The sequence below is a fragment of the Mesorhizobium sp. WSM4819 genome, assembly GCF_055811215.1.
Map to the genome: position 1 here is coordinate 120,342 of NZ_JBVVQO010000005.1, position 26,175 is coordinate 146,516.

The window sequence follows — 26,175 nt, forward strand, 5'->3', positions numbered from 1 at the left end:
GGCATGATGCAGGAGAAAGTGGCGCAAGCGCCGGCAAGCGCATCGGGCAAAGGTCCGATGCTGCTGGCGCTGCGCGGCGTCGGCAAAGTCTTTTCCAACGGCGTGACAGCGCTCAGCGACGTCGACCTGACGATCCGGGAAGGCGACTTCCTCAGCCTTCTCGGCCCGTCCGGCTGTGGCAAGTCGACGGCCTTGCGCCTCATCGCCGGTCTTGCAACGCCGACCTCCGGCCTGCTCGACTGGCGCGGCAGCAGCGCTGCCGATCGCTCTGACATCGGCTTCGTCTTCCAGGAACCGACGCTGCTGCCGTGGGCCGACGTCTTCGACAATGTCTGGCTGCCGCTCAGGCTGAAGGGCGTGTCGCGGGCCAAGGCCGCGCCTGTCGTAATGGAGATGCTGGCGCGGGTTCATCTGACCGGCTTCGAGAAAGCCGTGCCGCGCGAATTGTCCGGCGGCATGAAGATGCGCGTCTCGATCGCCCGCGCCATGGTGACCAAGCCGCGCGTGCTTTTGATGGACGAGCCATTTGCGGCATTGGACGAGATCACCCGCTTCAAGCTCAACAACGATCTTCTGGAACTGTGGCAGGACGAGCGTTTTACCGTCGTCTTCGTCACCCACAGCGTCTTCGAAAGCGTTTTCCTCTCCAGCCGCGTCGTCGTCATGGCGGCGCGGCCGGGTAGGGTCTTCAAAGAACTCGCCATCGATGCGTCCTATCCGCGCAACGAAGCCTTCCGCACCTCGCCCGCCTATGCCGCGCTCTGCCGTCAGGCGTCCGATGTGCTAATCGGCGCCATCAACTCAACCGCCGGACCGCATCATGACGGCCATTGATCATACTGCCGTAACCCTGGATCCAGAGGAGGCGCGTCGCGTGCGCCAGGAGCGGCTCGAGCGGATCGGCCGATGGCTGCTGCCGCTGGCGATCATGGTCCTGGCGATCTGGCTGTGGGATCGCATCTGCGTCTGGAACGACATCCCGAAATATATCCTGCCGCGCCCCGGCGTGGTGCTGCAAACGCTGTTCGACGATGCCGGGCTGCTGTTCTCCTCGCTGCTGGTGACGCTCAGGATCACCTTTCTCAGCCTGCTTCTGGCGGTCATCGGCGGTGTCGGGCTGGCGGTGCTGTTTACGCAATCGAAATGGGTGGAGATGTCGTTCTTCCCGTTTGCGATCGTGCTGCAGGTGACGCCGATCGTCGCGATCTTCCCGCTGATCAACATCTATGTCGACAACCAGACGACCAAGCTTCTGCTGTGTGCCTGGATCGTCGCCTTCTTCCCGATCCTGTCCAACACGACGCTCGGCCTCAACTCGGTCGACCGCAACCTGCGCGACATGTTCAAGCTCAACGGCGCGACCCGGTGGCAGCAATTGCGCTATCTGCGCCTGCCGGCGGCGATGCCCTATTTCCTCGGTGGGCTGAAGATCGCCGGCGGCCTGTCGCTGATCGGCGCGGTGGTGGCGGAGTTCGTCGCCGGGGCCACCGGGCAGTCGTCGGGGCTGGCCTCGCGCATCATCGAGGCCGGTTACCGGCTCAACGCACCGCGGCTGTTCGCGGCGCTGATCCTGATCTCGTTCACCGGCATTTTGATTTTCCTGGTGCTGTCGCTGATCTCGCACCTGATCCTGCGACGCTGGCACGAGAGTGCGCTGAAGCAGGAGCGATGATGGTGGGTCCTGTTCAAGGCAAAAACTGCCTGTCGTCTTTTTTGTCGTTGGCGCTGCCCCTCATCGCCCTGCCGGGCACTTCTCCCCGTATAGAGACGGGGAGAAGGGCGCTTTCATCGACGGTTTCGCCAACCACCAGCGTCGCAGAACGAGCGCCAAGGCTGCCGTCAGCCCCCTTCTCCCCGTTCACGGGGAGAAGATGCCGGCAGGCAGATGAGGGGCAGCGATGACCTCAGAAATTATTCCCGAAACCGGCCAATTCGTACTTTCCAACGTCCGGCTTCATTCATCTTTGACGCCAGACCTTGCCGCAGCCTTCGATGCGGACGGCTTTGCGCTCGCCGACATCACCGTCGCCGACGGCAAAATCTCCAGCATCGTCGCGAATCGCCGGCCCGATACACCTGCAGGCGCCGTCGACCTCGGCGGCCGTATTGTTATGCCGTGCTTCGTCGACTGCCACACCCATATCGACAAAGGCCATATCTGGCCCCGGAAACCCAATCCGGACGGCACCTTCATGGGTGCGCTGAACGCCACCGGCGCCGACCGTGCTGCCCGCTGGAGCGCCAAGGACGTCGCTCGCCGCATGGATTTTTCGCTGCGCTGCGCCTACGCGCACGGCACCAGGGCTTTGCGCACCCATCTCGACAGCGTCGCACCGCAGGAGGAGATCTCCTGGCCGGTGTTCGAGACGGTGCGGGAGAAATGGCGTGGCCGCATCGAGCTGCAGGCCGCCTGCCTGCTCGGCATCGAAGGCGTGCGCGACAAGAAATGGTTCGAGAGCCTGGCCAAACGCGTCGCTGCGGCCAACGGCGTGCTTGGCGTCGTCACCTATATGCTGCCGGACCTGGAAGAGCTTCTCGATCGGGTTTTCGCGCAGGCGATCAAGCATGGCCTCGACCTCGATTTCCATGCCGACGAGACCGACGACATCTCGGCGATCTCGCTGAAGAAGATCGCCGAGGCGGCGCTGTGGAACGGGTTTGAGGGAAACATCCTCGTCGGCCACTGCTGCTCGCTGGCACGCCAGCCCGATCTCGATGTGCTCGACACGCTGGACAAGATGGCGAAGGCGGGGCTCGCCGTGGTGTCGCTGCCGATGTGCAATCTCTATCTGCAGGATCGGCGCGGCGACAACACCACGCCGCGCTGGCGCGGCGTGACGCTGCTGCACGAGATGAAGGCGCGCGGCATTCCCGTCGCCGTCGCCTCCGACAACACCCGCGATCCGTTCTACGCCTATGGCGATCTCGACATGCTGGAGGTCTATCGCATGGCGACGCGTATCCTGCATTTCGATCACCCGGTCGGCGACTGGCCGCAAGCGGTGACTTCGACGCCGGCCAGAGTGATGCGGCTCGACGGGTTCGGCACCCTTGCCGCAGGCGGTGGCGCCGACTTCGTCGTCTTCAGGGGGCGGAACTGGACGGAATTGCTGTCGCGGCCCGAATCGGATCGCATCGTGGTGCGGGACGGCCGCGCCATCGAGCGCCAATTGCCCGACTATGCCGAACTCGACGATCTGATGGTGCGATGATGGACCTGGCTGCGCTCAAACGCGATCTCGAAGGTCTGAAGATCGACGACCATCCGGCGATCGTCCAGCAGAAGAGCCGCGATTTCTACTGGTACAGCCCGGTGCTGAAGCAACAGCTCGACCATGTCACCGGCGACCTGATCGTGACGCCAAAGACCGAAGTCGAGGTGATCCGCGTGCTTGGCGCGTGCCACCGGCATGACATTCCGGTGACGCCACGCGGCAGCGGTACCGGCAATTACGGTCAGGCGATGCCCTTGTCCGGCGGCGTCGTGCTCAATCTCGCCGAGATGAATACGATCAAGACGATATCGCCTGGTCGCGTCGTGACCGGTCCAGGTGCCATCCTCGCCGACATCGACAGGGCGACGCGCGCGCATTCCGGCCAGGAGCTGCGGATGTCGCCGTCGACCTACAACACGGCGAGCATAGGCGGCTTTGTCGCCGGCGGCTCGGGCGGTGTCGGCTCGATCCGCTGGGGCGGCCTGCGCGACCTCGGCAACGTCATCCGGCTCAGGACCGTGACGATGGAGGCGGAGCCTCGCATCATGGATCTTGCCGGCGAGGAGGTGCTGAAGGTGATGCATGCCTACGGCACCAACGGCATCATCACCGAGGTCGAGATGCCGTTGACCGCATCCTGCGACTGGATCGACGTCATCGTCGGCTTCGACGATTTCATGGATGCGGCCGGCTTCGGCAACGATCTCGCCATCCAGGACGGCATCCTGGCGAAGCTGATCACGCCGATCGCCGCTCCGATCCCCTACGACTATTTCAAGCGGCACCAGAAATTCTTCCGGCGCGAGCAAAGCATCGTCGTCTGCATGATTGCCCCGCAGGCGATGGACGCCTTTGTCGCCCTCACGGCGCGCAGCAACGGCGAGATCGTCTTCCGCGCCGACAAGGAGGCCGATCTCAAGGGCTTGCCGCCGGCCTATGAGCTGACCTGGAACCACACGACGCTGCGCGCCATCAGGGTCGACCCTGATATTACCTATCTGCAGACCCGCTATCCCTCGCCGGATCACCTCGCTTACGTCAAGGCGATGATCGACCGCTTCGGCGACGAGGTGCCGGTTCATCTCGAATTCATCCGCTTCGACGGCGCGATCGGCGTCGCTGGACTGCCGCTGGTCCGCTTCACCACGGCCGAGCGGCTCGACGAGATCATCCGCATCCATGAAGACAATGGCTGCTGGGTCTTCAATCCACACCGCTACACGCTGGAAGAAGGCGGCATGAAGCAGACGGACGAGGTGCAGCTCGCCTTCAAGCGCGAAACCGATCCGCAAGGGCTGCTCAATCCCGGCAAGATGATCGCCTGGGAAAACCCGGACTACGACTATCGCTCGGGCAAGTCGTTCCTGTTCAAGGGATTGCAGAAGGCGGGGTGAACGATGACGAGCGTGTGGCGCTGTCGCGCTGACCTGCGAGGTCTTCGGTGAACATCCTCGTGCTCTATGCCCACCCGGTCGAAACCAGCTTCAACGCCGGTCTGCACCGGACGATCGTCGAGCGGCTGACGGCCGCCGGCCACGCCGTCGACGATTGCGATCTCTATGCCGAGGATTTCGACCCGCGGCTGACACGGGCCGAGCGGCTCGGTTATCACGACGAGCGCGGCGCCGGTGATCCGGCAGCGCCCTATGTCGAGCGCCTGCTGCGGGCAGAGGCGCTGGTGCTGTCGTTTCCGGTGTGGAACTACGGCTATCCGGCGATCCTGAAAGGCTTTTTCGACCGCGTCTTCCTGCCCGGCGTCTCGTTCAAGCTGGTCAGTGGCAAGGTGCAGCCGTCGCTGCACAACATCCGCAAGCTGGCGGCGGTCACCACCTATGGTGGCAGCCGGCTCCACGCCATGCTGATGGGCGACCCGCCGCGCAAGCTGGTCAAGCGTGTCTTGCGCGCGACGGTCAAGCCAGGTGCCTCGGTGTCCTATCTCGCGCATTATTCGATGAACCTGTCGACCGATGAAACGCGGAAGAGATTTACGGCGAAGGTCGCCGCCAGCATGGATGTCTTCTGATGCGGGTCCTGGTGGTTTATTGCCATCCGGTCCCGGAAAGCTTTTGCGCCGCGATCCGGGATAGTGCCATCGAGGTGCTGGAGGCGAGAGGCTGGGAGGTGCGGCTGCTCGACCTCTATGCGGAAAATTTCGATCCGGTCATGGGCTGTGACGAGCGACGCTTCTATAATGAGCACGCCCCGCAGGATCCGGCGCTCAAGCCGCATATCGAAAATCTCAACTGGGCCCAGGCAATCCTCTTCATCTATCCGACATGGTGGTACGGGCTGCCGGCGATGCTGAAGGGCTGGCTCGACCGGGTGTGGGCGACCGACGTCGCCTTCCGACTGCCGGCCGGCAAGGGACGGATCCAGTCACTGGTGAGGCATGTGACGAAGATCGGGGTGATCACGACCTGCGGCGCACCGACCTGGTGGAGCGTCGTCGTCGGCCAGCCGGGACGCAAGACAATCCTGCGCGGCATGCGGGCGCTCTGCGCCACCCGCTGCAGGACGTTCTTTCTGGCGCACTATTTGATGGATGCGTCGACACCCGGGAGCCGGGCTGCTTTCCTTGCGAAGGTGCGGGCGAAACTGGAGCGGTTTTGAGCTGGCGGAGATTTCCTTCTCCCCCTGTGGGAGAAGGTGGATCGGCGCGCAGCGCCGAGACGGATGAGGGGTGCTGGACGGAGTGCGGGGGTGCCAAGCTGGAACACCCCTCATCCGACCGAGCTTCGCTCGGCCACCTTCTCCCACAAGGGGAGAAGGGAAGGGCGCTCTACATCCGCACCCGTTCCGCTTTCGGATCATACATCGGCTTCAGCGACACTTCCGCGGCGAAGCGCTCGCCGGCGATCTCGATCTCGTAGGAAGACGATAGCACATCCGCCTCGCTCTCGCCCTGGCAAGGCACGTAGCCGAGGCCGACGGCGCCGCCGAGATGATGGCCGTAATTGCCCGAGGTGACCGGGCCGACAATCTTGCCGTCGCGCAGGATCGCTTCGTTGTGGAAGAGCAAGGGTTGCCTGTCTTTCAGGCGGAATTGCACCAGCCGCCGGTTCAATCCGGTTTCTTGTCTCCTCAGCACGGCATCGCGGCCAAGAAAATCGCCCTTGGCAGTCTTCACTGCGAATCCAAGGCCTGCCTCCAGCACATTGTCCTCGTCGGTGATGTCGTGGCCGAAATGCCGGAAGGCCTTTTCGATGCGGCAGGAATCCAGCGTGTGCAGGCCGCAAAGCTTCAGGCCGACATCGGCGCCGGCCGCCTCGATCGCTTCGAACACGTGTGCGGCCTGGTCGGTCGAGACGTAAAGCTCCCAGCCGAGTTCGCCGACATAGGTCACGCGATGGGCGCGGGCCAGCCCCATGCCGATTTCTATCTCCTGAAACGTTCCGAACGGATTGGTTTCGTTGGAGAAATCGTTCGGGCTCAGCTTTTGAATCAGCTTCCTCGAATCCGGGCCCATCAGGCAGAGCACGGCCTCGGCCGCGGTGACATCGGTGATGACGACGAATTCATCGGCGAGATGTTTTTTCAACCAGGCGAGATCACGCTGTAGCGTGGCGCCCGGCACGACGAGGAAAAAAGTGGTCTCAGACAGCCGCGAGACGGTAAGGTCGCTCTCGATGCCACCGCGCTGGTTGAGCATCTGGGTGTAGACGATCTTGCCCGGCGCCATCTCCACGTCGTTGGCGCAAAGCCTCTGCAGGAAGGCGCAGGCATCGCGGCCCTCGACACGGATCTTGCCGAACGAAGTCATGTCGAACAGGCCGACGCCGTTGCGGATCGCCAGATGTTCGTCGCGCTGGTTGTCGAACCAGTTCTGCCGTTTCCAGGAATAGCGGTACTCGCGCTCCTGGTCTTTACGCGCGAACCAGTTGGCCCGCTCCCAGCCGGCAACCTCGCCGAACACCGCGCCGCGTGCCTTCAGATGTTCATGCAGCGGGGAGCGCCTGACGTTCCGAGAGGTCGCCATCTGCCGGTACGGAAAATGATCGGCGTAGAGCAGGCCGAGCGTCTCGGAGACGCGCTCTCTGAGATAGCGGCGGTTTTTTTGGAACGGCTGGGCGCGGCGGATGTCGACCTCCCACAGATCGAAGGGTGCTTCGCCATCGTTGATCCATTGCGCCAGCGCCATGCCGGCGCCGCCTGAGGAGACGATGCCGATGGAGTTGTAGCCGGTCGCCATCCAGTAGCCGGAAAGCTCCGGCGCCTCGCCGAGATAATAGCGATCATCAGGCGTAAAACTCTCGGGGCCGTTGAAGAAAGTGTGGATGCCGGCGCTGGCCAGCATCGGCATGCGGTTGACGCCCATTTCGAGGATCGGCTCGAAATGTTCGAAATCCTCGGGCAACTGATCGAAGCAGAAATCTTCGCTTATGCCGTCCATGCCCCACGGCTTGGCCACCGGCTCGAAGGCGCCGAGCATCATCTTGCCGGCATCTTCCTTGTAGTAGGCGCACTCGTCCGGCACGCGCAGCACCGGCAGCCGGGTCAGGCCGGGGATCGGTTCGGTGACGAGATAAAAATGCTCGCAGGCATGCAGCGGGATGCTGACGCCGTTCTGGGCGCCAAGCTCGCGTGCCCACATGCCGGCGCAATTGACGACGATGTCGGCCTCGATCATGCCTTGCTCGTCGCCCTGCGTCCAGGAAACGCCGGTGACGCGGCCATCCCTGGTGTGGACCTTGGTGACCTTCACATTCTCGACGATCGTCGCACCGCGCTGGCGCGCACCCTTGGCCAGCGCCATGGCGATATTGGCCGGGTCGCATTGGCCGTCGAGCGGCAGATGCACGGCGCCGACCACATCGGAAACATTAAGATGCGGGTACATCTGCTTGACTTCGTTTGGCGAAATCTCGCGCACGTCAATATCGAACGCGCGGGCGAGCGACGCCTGCCTATAAATCTCGTGCTTGCGTTCCTCGGTCAGCGCCACGGTGATCGAACCGACCTGGCGCATGCCGGTGCCGACTTCGGTCTCGGCCTCCAGCCTGACGTAGAGGTCGGCCGAATATTTCGCCAGCCGTGTCATGTTCTGCGAACCGCGCAACTGGCCGATCAGGCCGGCGGCATGCCATGTCGTGCCCGATGTCAGCTGCTTGCGTTCGAGCAGCACGATGTCGGTCCAGCCGAGCTTGGCCAGATGATAGGCGACCGAGCAGCCGGAGACGCCGCCGCCGATGATGACGGCCCTCGCCTTGGAAGGAATGGTTTTGGCCAGAATGGTTTTCTGGGGCAGGGCGCTCATGCGGCCTCGCGGCGGTAGCTGGACGCGAAGCGGCGCAAGCGAAGGGTTGCTTCCAGAAGCACCGCCTCGGGCTGGCAGAGGCTGACGCGAATATGACCGGCGGCGGCCTCGCCGAAACTCGAGCCGGGCATCACGCCGACCTTTTCCTTGTCGAGCAGGGCCCAGGCGAATTTCTCGTCGTCCGGCTCGAGAGCCGAGATGTCGAGCATGACATACATGCCGCCTTCGGAGCCGCGCACGGTGACGTTGTTCATGCCGCGCATGGCATCGAGGACGACGCTGCGCCGTGCGGCATAGCGTTCGGCGATCTCCTTGACTCCGTAGCCGTTTTCCAGCGCCTCGGCGCAAGCGAGGCTGATGAACGCCGGCAGGCCGTAGGTGGTCACCAGATTGAGGTTGGTCAGCAGCGAGATCATCTGTTCGGGCCCGCTCAGCCAGCCCATCCGCCAGCCGGTCATGCCGTGGCTCTTCGACATGGAATTGATGACCAGCGTGCGTTCCGCCATGCCGGGCAGCGAACGCGGCGAGACGTGCTCGCCGCCGCCCAGTGTCCAATAGACCTCGTCCGACAGCAGCCAGAGGTCATGCTCCCGGCAGATCTGCGCCAGCTCTTCCAGCCGCTGGCGCGAATAGACGGCACCCGTCGGGTTGTTCGGCGTGTTGATCAGGATGGCGCGGGTGTTCGGCCGAAGTGCGGCGCGAATGTCGGCGGCACGCGGCTGGAAACCATCCTCGGCCGGTGTCTCGACCACGGTGAAATCGGCGCCCGCCGCACTGAAGGTGTTGGGGTAGGTCGCGTAATAGGGCGCCACCACGATGGCATGGTCGCCCTGGTCGAGAACGGCCTGCACCGCCGCATAAAGTGCCGCCTGCCCGCCCGGCGTAGCGATGACCTGGTCGGGGTTGGTCGCAACGCCGGTGCAGGCGGTCGAGGCCGCCGCCATTGCCTGGCGCAGGCGCGGAATACCGGCAAGCGGGGTATAGTGGTGATTGCTGGCGCGAACCGCGGTCACGCAGGCTTCGATCGTCTGCGCCGGCGTGTCGAAATCATGGTCGCCGACCGACAGCATGATGATGTCCTCGCCGGCCTGCTTGCGCGTCCAGGCGGCGAAATGGACCTCCCAGCCGTCCTTGCCGGAAGGCACGATGCCGGAAATGCGCGATGACGGCCTGGGCATTATGCTACTCCCGAAATTTCGTAGCCGGCCTGTTCGAGCCGGTCACGCAGGGCGGCGATATGAGGCGGCCCGACTTCGCAGCAGCCGCCGACGATGTCGGCGCCGGCCTCGACCCAGCCGACCGCGTGGTCGGCATAGGCATCCGGATCGAGGTCGTGGCGGGCGTGCAGCACTTCCACCGTGCCGCCATGCTTGAGCGCCTCGACCGAGGTGAAGCCGTTGGCATAGGCGCCAACCGGCCCGCCGAGAGCGATCAGTTCGGGCAGCGCTGCAGCAATGGCTTCGGGCCGGCAGCAATTGATCAGCCTGGCTGCGACCGGCAGGCCGTCGAGAGCTCTTGCTGCCGCCGCTATGGTTTCGCCGCTGCGCAGCCGCGGCGCGCCGTGATCGGCGAGCGTCCACGACACCCACACCGGCTTGCCGCTTTCCGACGCGGCGGTGACAGCCGCGCGCGCCTCCTCGGCCGACGCCATGGTCTCGCACAGGAATAGATCGACACCGTCGGCCTGCTCGGCAACGATGCGGCGGTAGATGTCGAGCGTATCCTCGAAGGATATCGTCAGGGCCGGTGCGTAGCTGCCGAACAGCGGCGACAGGCAGCCGGCGATTGCCGCGTCGCCGGCCTGGTCGCGCGCTTGCCTTGCCAGTTCTATGCCGCGCTGCTGCAGCGGCTTGAACAGCTCTTCCGCGCCCTCGCGCGCCAGCCGCTCGGGGGTTGCGGAATAGGTGTTGATGGTGATGACGCGGGCGCCGGCCCGAATGAACTCCGCATGCAGGTCGCGCACCAGATCCGGTTCGTCGATCAGCACCCTGGCCGACCATAGCGGCGTCGGCTCGGACTTGCTGCGGCGGACCAGTTCCTGGCCCATGCCGCCGTCGGTGAGAATGACTGAATTCATGCGCGCAACCTCTCGTTGTTTGGATCCCACAGCGGTTCGTCCTTCTGCACGACCGCCTTGAAGCGCTCGCCGAAGATCTCGACCTCGATCGCAGTTCCCGGCTCAGTCAGGTCGGCGCGCAGCACGCCGAGCGCGATCGACCTGTCCATCCGATGACCCCAGCCGCCGGACGTCGTCTCGCCGACGATCCGGCCGTCATGCCACAGCGTCGACATGGTTGGCGCGTCGCAGTCGCCGGGGTTTTCGACGACCAGCGTGACAAAGCGCTTCTTGACGCCCTGCTGCTTCTCGTTTTGCAGCGCCGCCTTGCCACGGAAATCCGGCTTGTCCCATTTCACGAAACGCTCCAGCCCACCCTGCAGGATCGAATAGTCGGTCGACAGGTCGCCTTTCCAGGCGCGATAGGATTTTTCAAGCCGCAATGAATCCAGCGCGTACATGCCGAACGGCTTCAGGCCATGCTTCTGCCCTGCCGCCCAGACGGCGTCGAATACGGTGGCGGTGTCGTCGATCCTGGTGTGGATTTCCCAGCCGAGTTCGCCGGCGAAGGACACGCGCACCAGCCTTGCCCAACGGCCGGCAATTGTCGTCTCCTGGTGGGTCAGCCAGGGCAGGGCAAGGTCGGCGGCGCAGATATCGGTGAGGATTTTTCGCGAATTGGGCCCGGCGAGGATCTGCGTGGCGTATTCCTCGGTCCGGTCGACCAGCCTGAACGAGGCGTCCTTCGGCATGCGCCATTTCAGCCATTCAAAATCGTGCCATTGCGCCACCGCGGCGGTGATCAGCGTCATCAAATTCTCGTCGTGGCGAACGGCAGACATTTCGGTGACGATGCGGCCCTTGTCGTCGGCAAAATAGACGAGGCCGATGCGGCCGGGTTTCGGCACCAGGCCGGTGATCTGTTGGCTCAACCAGTCGGCCGCGCCCGGACCGTCGAGATTGAAGCGGGAGAACCCGGGCAGGTCCAAAATGCCGGCGGCATCGCGCACGGCAAGGCATTCTTCGCGCACGCGATGCTGCCACGGCCCGTCGCGGCGGAAGGTCAGCGTCGCGGTTTCCGAGACGTCGTCGCCGGCTTGCGCGTACCAGGTGGCGCGCTCCCAGCCATTATAGGCGTCGAAGCAAGCGCCGAGCGCCTTGATGCGATCGTGGATCGGCGACAGTTTGCGGTCGCGCCCTGCCGGCCAGGCATGGCGCGGGAACTGGATGGCGTATTCGTTGCCGTAGATTTCCATGCCCTTGGCGACGCAGTAATCCGGGGCCGAGGCAAAGCTGGTGAAGCGGCGCGGATCACAGGACCACATGTCCCATTCGGTTTGGCCTTCAGTCACCCATTCGGCCAGCACCTTGCCGGCGCCGCCGCCCTGGGCGATGCCGAAGGTGAAGACGCAGGCCTCGAAGGCGTTCGGCACGCCGGGCATCGGGCCGATCAGCGGGTTGCCGTCCGGCGCGTAGGGGATCGGGCCGTTGATGACCTTGGACAGGCCGGCGGTGCCGAGAATCGGCACCCGGGCGACGGCATCGGCCAGATAGTCCTCGAGCCGGTCGAGATCGTCGGGGAACAGCTGGAACGAAAAATCGTCTGGCATCGGATCGTTGTGGCCGACCCAATGGGCACGGCAATTGCGCTCATAGGGGCCGAGATTCATGCCGTTCTTTTCCTGGCGCAGATAATAGGAGGTGTCGACGTCGCGCAGCAGCGGCAGTTTCTTGCCCTGCTCCTTCGACCACGCGGCCAGTTCGGGGATTTCCTCGAACAGGATATATTGATGGCTCATCACCATCATCGGCACGTCGCGGCCGAACATCCTGCCGACTTCGGCCGCACGGTAGCCGGCGGCATTGACGACGATCTCGCAGCGGATCTCGCCCTGAGCGGTCTCGACCACCCACTCGTCCTTGTCGCGGCGCACGCCGGTGACCGGACAGAAGCGAATGATCTTCGCACCCAGGTCGCGGGCGCCCTTGGCCAGCGCCTGGGTCAACTGCGCCGGGTCGATGTCGCCGTCGCTCGGATCGTAGAGCGCGCCCTTCAATTCATGCGTTTCGATGAACGGGTAGCGGCGCTTGATCTCGTCGAGCCCGACCACATCGATGTCCATGCCCTGGTAGCGGCCCATGCCCTTGGCGCGCTGAAACTCCTGCATGCGCTGGGCTGTATGGGCCAGCCTGAGCGAGCCGGTGACATGGTAGTTCATGGGATAGCCGACCGCGTCGGCCAGCCCGCGATAGAGCTCGGTCGAATAGCGCTGCATGTTCATCAGCGACCATGACGAGGAGAAGGTCGGCACGTTGCCGGCCGCATGCCAGGTCGAGCCGGAGGTGAGCTCGTTCTTTTCGAGGAGCACGCAGTCGGTCCAGCCCGCCTTTGCGAGATGGTAGAGCGCCGACGCACCGACGACACCGCCTCCGATGATCACCACGCGTGCCGTGGTCGGCAAACCGGCCATATTCTTCTCCAGACCTCTAGTAGACAGGTGGCGAAACCACCCAGATGACCACCGCCGGCTCCGCACCGGGATTGCGCCAGCGGAACGGCTTGCCGTCGAAGCGAAACGAGTCACCCTCACCAAGCCGGTGCCAGACGCCTGATATCTCGATGTCGAAGCTGCCGGAAGCGACATATCCGGCTTCCTCCGTCGGCCGGCGGGCTTCGGTCTTCAGTTCAGCACCCGGCGCGAAGACCGAACGCAGCATCTCGAAGCTACCGCCGAGATCGGGCGAAAGAAGCTCCTCCACCAGGCCGGAATCGCTTGTGCCAAGCGTGCGGCGGCTGCCGGCGCGCACGACCACGCCGCGCTCGTTCTCGACGGGCACGTCGTGGCTGAAGAACAGGCTGACCGGCACGCCGAACAATTCCGCGAAGCCGCTGAGATCGCTAAGCGACGGTATCGACAGGCCGCGCTCGACCTGACTGACCCAGCCGACCGAGCGGCCGAGCTTCAGGCCGGTCTCGGCAAGCGTCAGCCCGCGCGCCCTGCGCAGCGCCCTGATATCGCCGGCCAGCAGCCGTTCGCGGTTTTCCTGCTCCGATCTTACGGCGGTCGAGGTCAAAGCTTTTCTCTCGGTAAAAATCTGTCTGGTGAAAAGTTCCCCCTGGTGAAAAATTGAGGGCAAATTTCATCAGGGGTCAGGTTCGTGAAAAAATCAAGAGAATTTTCATGGGGCCACAAGATTTGCTTGCGCCGTTTTGACGGTTCAGGCAAAGGCTCGGCCACGAACGGCGAGTGAGGGCGTCCGGTCGAGGCTTGCGTTAGAGCGCCATGCGTCAAATTGGACCGCAATGGTGCTCTCTCATTTCTAGACGGCGCATGTATCCTTTCCGGAATTGATTCCGGTTTCCGGGGCACGCGCAAAGGGACGCCCATGCTGGAAAACAGGACTAAGATTACGGATGGCGCGGCGATCGTCGACGAGGCGATGACGTCGCGCCGTTCGGTGCGGGCGTTCCTGCCCGACATGGTCGACGACGAGACGATCCGCGCCATACTCGCCGTTGCCGCGCGTGCGCCTTCGGGCACCAACATGCAGCCCTGGCGGGTCTACGTGACCAAGGGCGAGGTCAAGCAGCGGATCACCGACGCCATCCTCAACTCCGGCATCCGTGCCGAAAAGGCCGAGTGGGACGAGTATCGCTACTATCCCGACCAGTTCTTCGAGCCCTATCTGACCCGGCGGCGGGCCAACGGCTTCGGCCTCTACAGCGTGCTCGGCATCGGCCGGCGTGAGGTCGACAGGATGCGCGCGCAGCACGACCGCAACTTCGTCTTCTTCGACGCGCCGGTCGGCATGATCTTCACCGTCGACCGGCGGCTGAACAAGGGGTCGTGGATCGATTACGGCATGTTCCTGCAGAACATCATGGTGGCGGCGCGGGGCAGGGGCCTGCACACCTGCCCGCAGGCGGCCTTTGCACCCTATCACAAGCAGATCAGGCCGGTGCTCAACATTCCCGACGAGGAGATCGTCGTCTGCGGCATGGCGCTTGGCCGTGAGGACACATCCAAGCCCGAAAACGCGTTCCGCACCGACCGCGCGCCGCTGGAAGAGTGGGTGACGTTCGCCAGTTGAGGTGACGCCAAGCGTGGTGAAGACGCGCCGCGTCGGTCTACTGCACTTCGTAGCCGACTTCCTCGCTGGCGTGACAGAGCGCTCTCCAGAACGAGCGCGCAAACGAGCGGAACACATAGATGTCGAACTGGTCGGCGCCGGTGCGCTGGATCTGGGCGAAGACATCATGATGCATGGTCGAGCGGCCGGCACCGACCGGGAAGGCCGGCAGCGCGAAGTCGATGGCGAAGAACTTTGCCAGCACCCATTCCGCCTTCGGTCCGGCGATGCGGATCGCGGTGCGGCCGTGCGACAGGTCGGTCACCGTGCCGATATCAGGGGTGACGACATTGGCAAAGGCCGATGCCAGGCCCTCGGCTTCGTCGACCACGGTGAATTTTCCCGGTGCAAATCCGAACACCGACCTCACGCCGTTGGTGCTGCCGGCGCCGGCGCCGTCGGGCAGCGCAAGGCCGGTAACGGTGCGAATGCCTGCTATCAACGCCTTCTCCTGGCCCGGCCAGGCAGCGAGCTGCAGGATCGATCCCGGCCTGGTTTCGGAGAGGATGACCTCGATGCCGTGTTCGAAATCGCCATGCGAGCCGGTGCGCAGCTCCAGTTCAAGCGGGGATTGGCGCTCAACCATGCATGCGGCTCCCGTCCGGATCAAAGAAGTGATTGGAGACGATCTCGACCGGGCCGAACCGGTTGCGCAGAGGATCGGAGATATGGGCGCGCGTGCCGCGCCGTGCCTTGCCGTCCTTGACCAGAGCGAGCGCGATGTACTTGCCGAGCGCCGGCGAATAACAGCAAGCGGTGATGTGGCCGATGGAATCGTGCGGATTGGCTTCGTCAAGCGCTTCGACGATGTGCGCGCCGCCGTTGAGCGGCTGGTTGTCCAGCGAAATCAGGCCGACGAGTTCCAGGCGGCCAGGCGCGATCAGGCCCTCGCGATCCATCATCGCCGAGCCGATGAAGGGCTTCTTCCTGGACAGCATCCAGTCGAGATGCAGGTCGCGTGCGGTGGTTCGGCCGTCGATCTCGGCGCCGGTGACGTGGCCTTTCTCGATGCGCAACGTGCCAAGCGCCTCAAGCCCGTAGGTCACCAGTCCGAACGGCTTGCCGGCTTCGAACAAGGCTTCCCAGACATGGGCGCCGTAGCCGGCGCCGGAGTAGACTTCGAAGGCCATTTCGCCGGAGAAGGAAAGCCGGCAGATCATCACCGGCACGCCTGATATCTTGCCGTGCACGATGCCCATGAAAGGCAGGGTTGCGTTGTCGACGGCGGTGCCGGTGACGCAGGCAGCAAGAATGGCTCGCGCCTTTGGCCCGCCGATCGCCGCACCCGCCCACTCGTCGGTCACCGAGGTGACATGGACCTTAAGCCCCGGCCAGATGACGTCGAGGAAATACTCCAGTTGCTGCATCACCTTGCCGGCATTGGCGGTCGTGGTGGTCATCAGGAAGTCCTGTTCGCCGAGCCGCCACGTCGTGCCGTCGTCGAAGGCGAGGCCGTCCTCGCGCAGCATCAACCCGTAGCGGGCCTTGCCGACGGCCAATGTCGAGAACATGTTGGTGTAAACCTGGTCGAGGAATTCCGCCGCGTCCGGGCCCTGCACGGCGATCTTGCCCAGCGTCGAGACATCGACGATGCCGGCGCTCTCGCGCGTCGCCCTGGCTTCGCGCACATAGGCCTGCTCGATCGTCTCGCCGGGATCGCCATAGATCATCGGGCGATACCAGAGGCCGGCCGAATACATGGTCGCGCCGTTGGCGACGTGCCAGTCATGCATCGGCGTCAACCGTTGGGGCCTCAGGTCGCCGAAACGCTCGGCGGCGAGTGAGCCGATCGACACGGCCGAAAAAGGTGGGCGAAAGCGTGTCGTGCCGACTTCGGGAATCGGCTTGCCCAGAGCCTCGGCCATGATGGCGAGGCCGGGTATGTTGGAACTCTTGCCCTGGTCGGTCGCCATGCCGAGCGTGGTGTAGCGCTTCAGATGCTCGACCGAGACGAAGCCTTCGCGATATGCAAGCCGTACATCCTCCGCGGTCACGTCGTGCTGGAAATCGACGAAGCTTTTTCCATTGGCCCTGATCTCGAACACCGGCGCCGGGTCGGGACCGCCCGGTGCGGCTTCGACGACCGGCAGGGCCGTAGGCACGCCTGTTCCACCTGTCGCCGAAAGCCCGGCGGCGCGGCCTTCGGCGATCGCCTCGGCGGTTGAAAAGCTGCCGGTGAAAGCGCCGGCGCCAATCCATCGCTGGGTCGGCCATTGCTGGGTTGGCTTCGGTGGCAGGAAGGCTTGTCTGGCGGCATTCCATTCCGCCTTGGCGCCGGCCTGGCTGGCCAGATGGATGGTCGGCGACCAGCCTCCCGACATCAGCAGGCAGTCGGCTTGAATGCTGCGCGCCTCGCCGGCAAGCGCGCCGTTGACCATGTCGAAGCGCTGCACCTTGACGCCGGACAGCGCCTTGCCGCCTTCGGTGGCGACCACGGCGTGACCGAAAAGGATCTTGGCTTCCGCTTCATCGGCGAACTCGCGCATCTCGCTCGAAAGCTCCGGCCGCACGTCGACGATCGCGACAATCGCCGCGCCGGCCTTCTTCAGCGCCAGGGCGGAGCGATAGGCGCTGTCATTGTTGGTGAACAGTGCGATCCTGTTGCCCGCCAGCACGCCGTACTCGTTGGCGTAGCGCTCGGCGGCATGCGCCAGCATCACTCCCGGCCGATCGTTGCCCGGAAACACCAGCGGCCGCTCGAAGGAGCCGGTGGCCAGCACCACCGACTTGGCGCGAATGATCCAGTAGCGTTGGCGTGGTTCGCCCTTGCCGGGCCTCTCCTTATGGTCGGCAACCCGTTCAAACGCGGCGAGCGTGTTGCCGTCGTAATAGCCCCAGACCGTGGTGCGTGGCAGCAGGCGGACATTGTCATAGCCTTCGAGCTGGCCGGCGGCTCGCGCTGCCCAGTCGGCCCCGGGCATCCCGTCGATCGTCTCGCCCGACCAGTTGGCCGAGCCGCCGAAATGCGGTTCGAGGTCGCTGAGGATGACACGCGCGCCCTGATCGGCGGCTGCCCTGGCGGCCATCAGTCCGGCCGGACCGGAACCGACCACCAGCACATCGCAGAAGGCGTTCATGCGCTCGTAACGCGCCGTGTCGGCAGCCGTCCCGGCGCGGCCGAGACCGGCGGCGCGGCGGATGAAATGCTCGCAGAACATCCAGAAACGCGTGCTCTTCAGCGGGCCGATCGCGGGCCCCATGAAGGTCTTGTAATAGAAGCCGGCGGACAGAAGCTTGCCGCCGAGCTGGTTGGCGGCGCTGACATCCCAGGCCAGCGATGGAAAGCGGTTCTGGCTGACGGCGGTCAGCCCATCATGGATCTCGACCATGGTCGCGGCGATGTTGGGCTCGCGAACGTCGCCCCGCAACACTGTCACCAGGGCGTTCGGTTCCTCGACGCCTGCTGTCAGCACCCCGCGAGGACGGTGATATTTGAACGAGCGTCCGAACAGGGTGACGCCATTGGCCAGCAGCGCTGAGGCAAGGGTGTCGCCGGCATGGCCGGTGTAAGGCGCGCCGTCGAAGGTGAACCGGATGGTTCGCAGCCGGTCGATCCGGCCACCGGCATCGGTGCGGCGCGGGCTCATGACTTGCCCTCCGCCTTGTGCCGGGCAGCCACTTTGTGGTCGCCGCGCGTGAACGCGACGCTGGAGATCTCGTGTGTCAGCGTGTTGCGCACGACCCTGAGATGGGCACGGCAGCCGCCGGAATGCTGCCAGATCTCGTTGTGGTCACCCGCCGGGTTCAATCGGTCATAGACATAGGCGTTCCAGGCATCGAGGTCCTGCGAGGCAGGCTGAGGGCGCTCGCGGTTGCCGTCACCCTGATAGGTGAACTCGATGACGTCGCGCGGGCCGCAATAGGGGCAGGTAATCAGCATGCGATTGTATCTTCTCGTTTGACCATGATCTTGGCCGAAACCGGTTTCCACTCTTTGATACGCCGACCTGCGGTTCGGGATCATGGTCTAATGCAGCCGCGGCGTCGCGCCCTGGCCCTTGTCGTCGATCACCAGTCCGCGATGGAAGCGATCCAGCGTGAAGGGCGCGTTGATGTCGTGCGGTTCATCCTTGGCGATGGTCCAGGCAAAGCACCAGCCGGAGACCGGCGTCGCCTTGAAGCCGCCGTAGCACCAGCCGCAGTTGAGATACATGCCCGGCAGCGGGCCGGTGGTGATGATCGGAGAACCGTCCATCGACATGTCGCAGACGCCACCCCAGGAGCGCAGCATGCGAACCCGGGCGAGACCCGGAAACAGCGCCAGCATCTCGCTCATCACCTCGTCGACAACAGGCAAACTGCCGCGCTGGGCGTAGCTGTTGTAGCCGTCGAGGTCACCGCCATAGACAAGGCCGCCCTTGTCCGACTGCGACATGTAGAAATGGCCCATGCCGAAAGTCAGGACCGTGTTGATGAACGGCTTCACCGATTCCGTCACAAAAGCCTGCAGCACGTGGCTCTCGATCGGCATCGTATCGATGCCGGCGAGCCGCATGACTTGCCCGGTGCTGCCGGCCACCGCGACCGCCACCTTCCTGGCGCGAACCTCGCCGCGCGAGGTCGTGACGCCTGATATGCGGTCGCCGTCGCGCAGGAAGCCGGTGACCTCGCAATTCTCGATGATGTCGACGCCACGGCGGTCGGCGCCGCGCGCATAGCCCCAGGCGACGGCATCGTGGCGGGCGGTGCCGGCGCGCCGCTGCATCAGGCCGCCGACGATTGGGAAGCGCGCCGTGGCGGAGACGTCCAGCGCCGGCACCAGGCGCGCGATCTCGGCCGTGGTCATCAGTTCGGCGTCGACGCCGAGATGGCGCATGGCGTTGCCGCGGCGGGCAAAATCGTCGAGCTGGGCGGGCGTGTGCGCGAGGTTGAGGCAGCCGCGCTGCGAGAACATGACGTTGTAGTTGAGATCGTGCGACAGGTTCTCCCACAGCTTCATCGAATGTTCGTAGAAGCGCGTGTTGGCCGGCAGCAGGTAGTTGGAGCGGACGGCTGTCGTGTTGCGGCCGACATTGCCGGAGCCGAGCCAGCCCTTTTCCAGCACTGCCACGTTGGTGATGCCGTGCTCCTTGGCGAGATAATAGGCGGTCGACAGACCATGGCCGCCACCGCCGATGACGATCACGTCGTAGGACGCCTTCGGGTCCGGCTTGCGCCAGGCCGGTTTCCAGTCCTTGTTGCCGGTCAGCGCATTTTTGAGAAGCGAGAAGGCCGAATATTCCGCCATTCTTTTGTTGTCCGTTCTGGCTTTCGTCAGCCGTTTTGGGCGATGCGGCACATTATAGAGCAGGCCGCTGCCGCAAAGCCAATATTGCGCCATCGCTTTTCGACTGGCCGACTCCGAAGGCGGGCAGGGCGGGACGGCTTGCTCCCCGGTATGAGCGTCTTTATCAAGGGCGAGCTTTAGAACGCCTTACCGCCTGTGAGTCGCCAAACGATCATGCTTTTCCGACTGCTCCGCTTCGTTCTGGTCCTGGCGATCGTCGCCTCGGCGCGGCTGTCGATTGATGCGGCGGCGCAGGGGCTTGACCAGGCTGTCTCTGGGGTGGTCGCCGACCAGCAAAAAATCCTGCAGGACCTGACGACAAAGACCGACAATCTCGAAAAGAAAATCCAGGAGGACGGTGACGACGACGCCAGCCTTGTCGACATCCGCCTGCAGTTCGAGGAAATGTCGCAAGGTGCGCTGAACAGCGCTCTTGCCTTCCGCCCGCGCCTTTCGGAGATCAACGCAAGGCTCGATCAACTCGGGGCGCCGCCGGCCGCGGGCCAGCCGCCCGAACCCGACATCGTGACCAGCGAACGCCAGGCGCTGGCGTCCGAAAAGGCCGAGATCAATGCAGTCATCGCCGCGGCGCAAAACCTGTCGATCCGCATCAGCGGCCTCATCGCCAAGATCGGCAATATGCGCAGCGAGCTGTTTCGCAATCTGCTCACCAAGCGCTACGTGCTGTCCGACGCGTTGAGCCCTGAGGTCATTTCCGATGCCAATGGTGAATTTACCGGCTTCAACAAGGCAGTGTCGTCGTGGCTGAGCTTCGTCTTCAAGTTCAAGTTCCAGGCGGTGCTGGCCGCGACCTTGACGGCGCTTTCCCTGGCGGCGGTGCTTTTTGTCGGTGGGCGGCGTTTGTTCGGGCGTGTCTTCGAAGCGGACCCGTCGGTCGAAGATCCGTCCTATCTCAGCCGGTTGTCGGTGGCGTTCTGGTCGACATTGCTGCCGACGCTGGCGGTCGGCGTCTTCCTGGTCTCGACCGTGTTCTTTTTCAACTACTACAATGTGTTGCGCGGCGACATTGGCGTTTTCCTGAATGCGCTGGTCGGGGTCATCGCGGTGGTGTTCTGCGTCAACCGACTGGCCAATGCGACGCTGGAGCCGCGGCTGCCGAACTGGCGGCTCATCCCCGTTGAATCCGGCCCGGCACGCTGGCTGGTGCGGCTGACGACCGCCACGGCGGTGGTGATCGGCGTCAACTATTTCCTGTCGGTCGTCAACGACACGATGGGCTCACCGCTGTCGCTGACCATCGCCAGAAGTTTTGTCGCCACCATCATCGTCGGCATCATCCTGATCCTGATGGGGCTGCTGAAGCCCTTCAAGGCCACCGACGGAAGCTGGCGCCCCTGGCCGGCGTGGCTGCGCTACACCGCTGTCGCGCTAGGCCTTTTCACCATTGCCACGGCGCTGCTCGGCTATATCGGCCTTGCCATCTTCGTCTCGCTGCAGGTCGTGGTCACCGGTACCATTCTGGTGACCGCCTATATCGGCTTCCTGTCAGCGCGGGCGATCAGCGAGGAAGGTGGCTTTGCCAACACGTCGATCGGGCGCTGGCTATCGACCAATTCCAGTTATGAGGAGTCCGCGCTCGACCAGCTCGGCCTGGTCGTCAGCGTCGCCATCAACCTGATGATCGTGCTGGTGTTCCTGCCGCTGATCCTGTTGATGTGGGGCTTCCAGCCCGGCGACATCGAGGCCTGGGCCTACAAGCTGGCGACGGGCCTCACCGTCGGCTCGGTGACGATCTCGGTGACCGGCATCCTGACCGGCATCATCGTCTTCATCATCGGCTATTTCCTGACGCGCTGGTTCCAGGGCTGGCTCGACGGCTCGGTGATGGCGCGCGGCAAGGTCGATACCGGCGTGCGCAACTCGATCCGGCTGGCGGTCGGCTATGCCGGCGTCGCGCTCGCAGCCCTCGTCGGCGTCTCGGCGGCGGGCATCGATCTCTCCAACCTGGCGCTTGTCGCCGGCGCCCTGTCGCTCGGTATCGGCTTTGGCCTGCAGAATGTCGTCTCCAACTTCGTCTCCGGCCTGATCCTTTTGGCCGAGCGGCCGTTCAAGGTCGGCGACTGGATCGTCGCCGGTGAGATCAGCGGCACAGTCAAGAAGATCAGCGTGCGCGCCACCGAGATCGAGACGTTCCAGCGCCAGTCGGTGATCCTGCCCAATTCAAACCTGATCAACAATGCGGTCGGCAACTGGACGCACCGCAACAAGCTCGGTCGCATCGACATCAAGGTCGGCGTCGCCTACGGCAGCAACGTCAAGCAGGCCCATGCTGTGCTGTTGGAGATTGCGCGCGGCCATCCGCTGGTGCTGAAAAATCCGGAACCCTTTGTGCTGTTCACCAATTTCGGGGCGGCCGCTCTCGAATTCGAAATCCGTGTGTTCCTGGCCGACGTGATGAACGGCAACATCGTGCAGAACGACATTCGTTTCGCCGTCCTCGATGTGTTCGCCGATCAGCATATCGAAATTCCGTCGGCGCCGCGCGCCGTCGTCGAGACCAAGAAGCATGAAGCGTGGCCGATCGATGACGACAAGATCGAGGTCGATTTCGCCGAACAGGAGCAAGCAAAGGCGGAAGCCGTGGCCGAGACGAAACGCCTGGCCAGATCCGGGCGCAAGACCCGCAAGCCGGATCCCGATTAGGGTTTATTGATATTCAGCCGGCCTGCGAACGGCCGATACCTGCGCTTCCGGTACGCAGCCAAAGCAATTGCGGCATGAATGCGGCATTCAGTTGCCGTTCAGCTTGCATCTCATATAAGCTCACATGCAAACGGCGGGAATGCCTTGCGAAATGCAACAGAGGCGGTGGCAACACCGATACTGCAAATGTGGAAGTCTCTCGTCGCCGCCATCGCTTTTCTTGCCGTGGGTGGTTCAGCCCTTGCCGCCAGCGCCACCAACAAGGACGCCGAGACCCGCACCCTCGTCGTGACCGAAGGCGGTGGCAAGACGGAGCTGGCGCTGGCCGCCGGCGAAACCGCTGAATTCTGCCCGACCGGCTGTTTCGTTACCATGCCGAATGGCGACCTCGAAGCGCTGACCGGTTCGGAAACAATCGAAATCTCTGGCGGCGTCGCCCGCATCAAGTAACCGCGTCAAAAAACGTTGACTAGTTTTTAGAAGGCCGGGCAAATGCCCGGCCTTTGATCGTTTCGGGTTATCGAAACTTAACGATGAAAGGGAAAATACCGTCACGCAAGCTAGGCCGGGCCGGACGCTTTAACGATCGCTGCGCTGTTGCCCGCTATATCGGGCCGAAGACGCCGAAGCATGGGGTTTTGGATCGGCGCCTGATCCTTTCCGAAAGGTCGGCTTTCGGGATCATGCGCTTTTAGGCAGGGCAACGAAGAATGGATGCGCGGTCGGACAGGAACGCAATCCCGCTTGCTGTCGATCTCGACGGCACGCTGATCGCGACGGACCTGTTGTGGGAAGGTCTGTTCATCCTTCTCAAGAAGAATCCGCTCTATGTTTTCCTGGTGCCGTTCTGGCTCGCCGGCGGGCCGGCGCGGTTGAAGCAGGCCATCGCTCAACGCATCGACATCGATCCTGCGTCGCTCCCCTACCGCGAGGCGCTGCTTCAGCGCCTTCGCACCGAACATGGCGAAGGCCGCAAGATCGTGCTGGCGACCGGGACGCCGCGTAAATTCGCCGAGGCGATCGCCGCACATCTCGGGATATTCGATCGCGTCCTGGCGACCGACGGCCCCCACAACATGACGTCAGGCAGAAAGCGCGCCTCGCTTGTCGCAGCCTATGGCGATGGCGGCTTCGACTATGCCGGCAACAGTCGGCACGACCTTAAGGTATTCGACGCCGCGCGCACGGCAATCGTCGTCGCGCCCGACCGTCATGCTGCGCGCTGGCAGGCCGCGCACAGTGCTGAAATCATGCCGGCGCCGAAACCGACATTCAGAACCATCGTCAAGATGCTGCGCGTTCATCAGTGGCTGAAAAACTCGCTGATCGCAGTGCCGATGGTGCTGTCGCACGAATACTTCAACGCCGACATGATCTGGGAATGCCTGCTGGCATTCGTCTCGTTCAGCGCAGTCGCTTCCGCCATCTACATCCTCAATGATTTCTTCGATCTCGCGCTCGACCGCAAACACCCGACCAAGCGCAACCGGCCATTCGCCAGCGGCGCGCTTTCGATCCCGTTCGGCCTCGGTTCAATGATGGTGCTGCTCGCAACAGGCGTTGCTGCAGGGCTTCTGCTGCCGATCGAGTTCCTCGGCGTGCTCGGTGGCTACATGGTCATCACCACCGGCTATTCGCTGTCGTTCAAGCGCATGCTTCTGATCGACGTGCTGACATTGGCCGGTCTCTACACCATCCGCGTTCTGGCGGGCGCCGCGGCAACCGGCGTCGACGTCTCTTTCTGGCTGCTGGCCTTCTCGATCTTCTTTTTCCTGTCGCTGGCGCTGGTGAAGCGGTTTGTCGAGCTGCGCACGACCGCCATTCCGGCCGGCGAGCGCATTGCCGGCCGCGGCTACCGCACCGAAGACCAGGAGATCGTCGCCCAGGCGGGCATGGCGTCGGCCTTTTCCTCGGCGCTGGTGCTGGCGCTCTATATGGACAGCGCTGCGGTGCGCGAACTTTATCCGCATCCTTGGCTGGTCTGGCCGCTGGCGCCGATCGTGCTTTACCTGACCATGCGCGTCTGGATTCTCGCCCGCCGCGACCAGATGCATGACGATCCGGTCGTCTTCATCATCCGCGACTGGCGCAGCCAGATCGTCGTGCTCATCGGCGCTGTGTTTCTGGTCGTCGGAGGCTGGTAGGCGTGGGGCAGGAGCGGTTCCAGAGCTTCGGTCTTGCCACGCCACCGGCACTCGATGTGATCCCGGCGGACGACGCTGTAGCGTTGCTGAAGAGCGGCAAGGCGACAAGAAACGCTTTGCTCGCCTACGGCAACGGCCGCTCCTATGGCGATTCCTGCCAGAATGGGGCCGGCACGATCATCGATATGCGGCCGCTGAACAGGATCCGCGCCTTCAATGCCGAGACCGGCGTGATCGAGGCCGAGGCCGGCGTGCTTCTGTCCGACATCATCGCCCATGCAGCGCCATACGGCTTCTTTCCCGCCGTCGTCCCGGGCACGCAGTTCGTCACGCTCGGCGGCGCCATCGCCAACGACGTTCACGGCAAGAACCATCACCGGCGCGGCACCTTCGGCTGCCACGTCGAATCCTTGACGCTGCTCAGATCGGACGGACAGGCCCATTACAGCTCGGCCACCGAGAATGAACGCCAGTTCGCGGCGACGATCGGCGGCATGGGGCTGACTGGCCTGATACTGTCCGCATCGATCCGGCTGATGCGGGTGTCATCGCTCGACATCATCGAGAAGGTGACGCCGTTCCGTGACCTCGGCGAATTCTTCGAACTTGCAGACGCGGCCGATCAGGCCAACGAATACGTCGTCGCGTGGATCGACCAGCTTGCCGGCGGCCACAGTCGCGGGCGCGGGCTGCTGTTCACCGGCAATCACGCCGAGCATGGCTCCCATGTGGCCTTGCGGGCCGGTGCAAATCTTTCGGTGCCGTTCCAGCCGCCGTTCAACGTGCTCAACCGGCCGTTCCTGACTGCCTTCAATGCCCTCTACCGGTGGAAGAAAGGCCGGTCGACGGCGCCGCGACAGATCGGCTACCAGGGTTTCTTCTTTCCGCTCGACGGCGTCGGCAACTGGAACCGCCTCTATGGACCGAATGGGCTTTTCCAGCACCAGAGCGTGATGCCGGAAGACGTCGCGCGCCGAGTGGTGCCGGCGTTGCTTGCGGCGGCGAAACGTGCCGGGCAGGGCTCGTTCCTCACAGTCCTGAAGCGCTTCGGCGGGGTCCGCTCGCCGGCAGTGCTATCGTTCCCGCGGCCGGGTTTCACGTTGACGCTGGATTTCCCCAACCGTGGCAGGGCGACGCTGGCGCTGCTGAAGGAGCTCGACCAAATCACGGTCGATGCCGGTGGTGCGGTCAATCCCTACAAGGATGCCCGCATGGGCGACGACGTTTTCGCAGCCTCCTTTCCGGAATGGCAACGCCTCGAAGCGATCCGCGATCCCGCCTTCATGTCGAGTTTCTGGGCGCGAACGGCGAAAAGGCTCGAGGCGCGACACGGAGCCGCCGAAGCCGCGGAATAGATAACATTCGAATAGTTCGTGGTAAACAGATCGATAATTCAAGCTTTCCTCGAACTTTTTTGTGCTTCACGAAATGTTTGGAAGTTTTCA

Annotated in this window: 20 protein-coding genes; 11 read left to right on the forward strand and 9 right to left on the reverse strand. The window is 63.8% G+C overall.

Going from position 1 to position 26,175, the window contains the following annotated elements:
• Positions 1 to 3 precede the first annotated feature (3 nt).
• The 6 genes from AC0L18_RS07125 to AC0L18_RS07150 all read left to right on the forward strand — a co-directional run bounded on the left by AC0L18_RS07125 (position 4) and on the right by AC0L18_RS07150 (position 5,825).
• Complete coding sequence (locus tag AC0L18_RS07125; protein WP_473491268.1) at positions 4 to 834, forward strand: ABC transporter ATP-binding protein; 831 nt, start codon at positions 4 to 6, stop codon at positions 832 to 834.
• The gene (locus tag AC0L18_RS07130) at positions 821 to 1,672 is read left to right on the forward strand and encodes an ABC transporter permease (RefSeq protein WP_473491269.1); all 852 of its coding nucleotides are present in this window, start codon (positions 821 to 823) and stop codon (positions 1,670 to 1,672) included. The genes AC0L18_RS07125 and AC0L18_RS07130 overlap by 14 nt, the downstream gene beginning before the upstream one ends.
• A 226-nt stretch (positions 1,673 to 1,898) precedes the next feature.
• Complete coding sequence (locus AC0L18_RS07135; protein ID WP_473491271.1) at positions 1,899 to 3,212, forward strand: cytosine deaminase; 1,314 nt, start codon at positions 1,899 to 1,901, stop codon at positions 3,210 to 3,212.
• Complete coding sequence (locus tag AC0L18_RS07140) at positions 3,212 to 4,609, forward strand: FAD-binding oxidoreductase (RefSeq protein WP_473491392.1); 1,398 nt, start codon at positions 3,212 to 3,214, stop codon at positions 4,607 to 4,609. The genes AC0L18_RS07135 and AC0L18_RS07140 overlap by 1 nt, the downstream gene beginning before the upstream one ends.
• A gap of 47 nt (positions 4,610 to 4,656) precedes the next feature.
• Positions 4,657 to 5,238: an NAD(P)H-dependent oxidoreductase gene (locus tag AC0L18_RS07145; RefSeq protein WP_473491273.1), complete on the forward strand. Its 582-nt coding sequence runs from the start codon at positions 4,657 to 4,659 to the stop codon at positions 5,236 to 5,238.
• Positions 5,238 to 5,825, forward strand: coding sequence for an NAD(P)H-dependent oxidoreductase (locus AC0L18_RS07150; RefSeq protein WP_287342845.1), 588 nt, complete (start codon positions 5,238 to 5,240; stop codon positions 5,823 to 5,825). The genes AC0L18_RS07145 and AC0L18_RS07150 overlap by 1 nt, the downstream gene beginning before the upstream one ends.
• Before the next feature lie 169 nt (positions 5,826 to 5,994).
• Here AC0L18_RS07150 and AC0L18_RS07155 read toward each other — a convergent pair whose 3' ends face one another.
• Genes AC0L18_RS07155 through AC0L18_RS07175 form a run of 5 tightly spaced genes read right to left on the reverse strand, consistent with a single transcriptional unit; the run spans position 5,995 to position 13,600 of the window.
• Positions 5,995 to 8,469 carry a GcvT family protein gene (locus tag AC0L18_RS07155; RefSeq protein ID WP_473491274.1) on the reverse strand — a complete coding sequence of 825 codons (2,475 nt, stop codon included), beginning with the start codon at positions 8,467 to 8,469 and terminating at the stop codon, positions 5,995 to 5,997.
• On the reverse strand, positions 8,466 to 9,647 hold the full coding sequence (locus tag AC0L18_RS07160; protein ID WP_473491275.1) for a pyridoxal phosphate-dependent aminotransferase: 1,182 nt from the start codon (positions 9,645 to 9,647) through the stop codon (positions 8,466 to 8,468). The genes AC0L18_RS07155 and AC0L18_RS07160 overlap by 4 nt, the downstream gene beginning before the upstream one ends.
• Positions 9,647 to 10,546, reverse strand: coding sequence for a homocysteine S-methyltransferase family protein (locus AC0L18_RS07165; protein WP_473491277.1), 900 nt, complete (start codon positions 10,544 to 10,546; stop codon positions 9,647 to 9,649). Before AC0L18_RS07165 ends, AC0L18_RS07160 begins: the two co-directional genes overlap by 1 nt.
• Positions 10,543 to 12,996, reverse strand: coding sequence for a GcvT family protein (locus AC0L18_RS07170; protein ID WP_473491278.1), 2,454 nt, complete (start codon positions 12,994 to 12,996; stop codon positions 10,543 to 10,545). Before AC0L18_RS07170 ends, AC0L18_RS07165 begins: the two co-directional genes overlap by 4 nt.
• 16 nt (positions 12,997 to 13,012) lie before the next feature.
• Entirely contained in the window at positions 13,013 to 13,600 is a 588-nt protein-coding gene (locus AC0L18_RS07175; RefSeq protein WP_473491280.1) for a helix-turn-helix domain-containing protein, read from the reverse strand.
• A 312-nt stretch (positions 13,601 to 13,912) separates the two neighbouring features.
• On the opposite strand from AC0L18_RS07175, the gene AC0L18_RS07180 reads away from it, so the two are divergent.
• Positions 13,913 to 14,617 carry a nitroreductase gene (locus AC0L18_RS07180; protein ID WP_473491281.1) on the forward strand — a complete coding sequence of 235 codons (705 nt, stop codon included), beginning with the start codon at positions 13,913 to 13,915 and terminating at the stop codon, positions 14,615 to 14,617.
• Positions 14,618 to 14,654: 37 nt separating this feature from the next.
• Here the strand turns inward: AC0L18_RS07180 and AC0L18_RS07185 are convergent, their stop codons facing one another.
• From AC0L18_RS07185 to AC0L18_RS07200, 4 genes are all read right to left on the reverse strand, one after another.
• Positions 14,655 to 15,242: a sarcosine oxidase subunit gamma gene (locus tag AC0L18_RS07185; protein ID WP_473491283.1), complete on the reverse strand. Its 588-nt coding sequence runs from the start codon at positions 15,240 to 15,242 to the stop codon at positions 14,655 to 14,657.
• Positions 15,235 to 18,243: a sarcosine oxidase subunit alpha gene (locus AC0L18_RS07190; protein WP_473491285.1), complete on the reverse strand. Its 3,009-nt coding sequence runs from the start codon at positions 18,241 to 18,243 to the stop codon at positions 15,235 to 15,237. The genes AC0L18_RS07185 and AC0L18_RS07190 overlap by 8 nt, the downstream gene beginning before the upstream one ends.
• The gene (locus AC0L18_RS07195; RefSeq protein ID WP_128166926.1) at positions 18,240 to 18,536 is read right to left on the reverse strand and encodes a sarcosine oxidase subunit delta; all 297 of its coding nucleotides are present in this window, start codon (positions 18,534 to 18,536) and stop codon (positions 18,240 to 18,242) included. Before AC0L18_RS07195 ends, AC0L18_RS07190 begins: the two co-directional genes overlap by 4 nt.
• 87 nt (positions 18,537 to 18,623) lie before the next feature.
• On the reverse strand, positions 18,624 to 19,883 hold the full coding sequence (locus AC0L18_RS07200; protein WP_473491287.1) for a sarcosine oxidase subunit beta: 1,260 nt from the start codon (positions 19,881 to 19,883) through the stop codon (positions 18,624 to 18,626).
• Positions 19,884 to 20,096: 213 nt separating this feature from the next.
• Between AC0L18_RS07200 and AC0L18_RS07205 the strand changes: the two genes are divergently transcribed.
• From AC0L18_RS07205 to AC0L18_RS07220, 4 genes are all read left to right on the forward strand, one after another.
• A complete protein-coding gene (locus AC0L18_RS07205) occupies positions 20,097 to 22,586 on the forward strand; it encodes a mechanosensitive ion channel family protein (protein ID WP_473491289.1) in 2,490 nt (829 codons plus the stop codon).
• Between the two features lie 186 nt (positions 22,587 to 22,772).
• On the forward strand, positions 22,773 to 23,036 hold the full coding sequence (locus AC0L18_RS07210; protein ID WP_091594431.1) for a hypothetical protein: 264 nt from the start codon (positions 22,773 to 22,775) through the stop codon (positions 23,034 to 23,036).
• Positions 23,037 to 23,296: 260 nt separating this feature from the next.
• Positions 23,297 to 24,730 carry a UbiA family prenyltransferase gene (locus tag AC0L18_RS07215; protein ID WP_473491291.1) on the forward strand — a complete coding sequence of 478 codons (1,434 nt, stop codon included), beginning with the start codon at positions 23,297 to 23,299 and terminating at the stop codon, positions 24,728 to 24,730.
• A 2-nt stretch (positions 24,731 to 24,732) separates the two neighbouring features.
• Entirely contained in the window at positions 24,733 to 26,085 is a 1,353-nt protein-coding gene (locus tag AC0L18_RS07220) for an FAD-binding oxidoreductase (RefSeq protein ID WP_473491293.1), read from the forward strand.
• The last annotated feature ends 90 nt before the right edge of the window (positions 26,086 to 26,175 follow it).

Coding starts and splice junctions, on each gene's coding strand:
- AC0L18_RS07125 (WP_473491268.1), top strand. CDS start 4: ATGATGCAGGAGAAAGTGGCGCAAGCGCCGGCAAGCGCATCGGGCAAA.
- AC0L18_RS07130 (WP_473491269.1), top strand. CDS start 821: ATGACGGCCATTGATCATACTGCCGTAACCCTGGATCCAGAGGAGGCG.
- AC0L18_RS07135 (WP_473491271.1), top strand. CDS start 1,899: ATGACCTCAGAAATTATTCCCGAAACCGGCCAATTCGTACTTTCCAAC.
- AC0L18_RS07140 (WP_473491392.1), top strand. CDS start 3,212: ATGGACCTGGCTGCGCTCAAACGCGATCTCGAAGGTCTGAAGATCGAC.
- AC0L18_RS07150 (WP_287342845.1), top strand. CDS start 5,238: ATGCGGGTCCTGGTGGTTTATTGCCATCCGGTCCCGGAAAGCTTTTGC.
- AC0L18_RS07155 (WP_473491274.1), bottom strand. CDS start 8,469: ATGAGCGCCCTGCCCCAGAAAACCATTCTGGCCAAAACCATTCCTTCC.
- AC0L18_RS07160 (WP_473491275.1), bottom strand. CDS start 9,647: ATGCCCAGGCCGTCATCGCGCATTTCCGGCATCGTGCCTTCCGGCAAG.
- AC0L18_RS07165 (WP_473491277.1), bottom strand. CDS start 10,546: ATGAATTCAGTCATTCTCACCGACGGCGGCATGGGCCAGGAACTGGTC.
- AC0L18_RS07170 (WP_473491278.1), bottom strand. CDS start 12,996: ATGGCCGGTTTGCCGACCACGGCACGCGTGGTGATCATCGGAGGCGGT.
- AC0L18_RS07180 (WP_473491281.1), top strand. CDS start 13,913: ATGCTGGAAAACAGGACTAAGATTACGGATGGCGCGGCGATCGTCGAC.
- AC0L18_RS07185 (WP_473491283.1), bottom strand. CDS start 15,242: ATGGTTGAGCGCCAATCCCCGCTTGAACTGGAGCTGCGCACCGGCTCG.
- AC0L18_RS07190 (WP_473491285.1), bottom strand. CDS start 18,243: ATGAGCCCGCGCCGCACCGATGCCGGTGGCCGGATCGACCGGCTGCGA.
- AC0L18_RS07195 (WP_128166926.1), bottom strand. CDS start 18,536: ATGCTGATTACCTGCCCCTATTGCGGCCCGCGCGACGTCATCGAGTTC.
- AC0L18_RS07200 (WP_473491287.1), bottom strand. CDS start 19,883: ATGGCGGAATATTCGGCCTTCTCGCTTCTCAAAAATGCGCTGACCGGC.
- AC0L18_RS07205 (WP_473491289.1), top strand. CDS start 20,097: ATGCTTTTCCGACTGCTCCGCTTCGTTCTGGTCCTGGCGATCGTCGCC.
- AC0L18_RS07210 (WP_091594431.1), top strand. CDS start 22,773: ATGTGGAAGTCTCTCGTCGCCGCCATCGCTTTTCTTGCCGTGGGTGGT.
- AC0L18_RS07215 (WP_473491291.1), top strand. CDS start 23,297: ATGGATGCGCGGTCGGACAGGAACGCAATCCCGCTTGCTGTCGATCTC.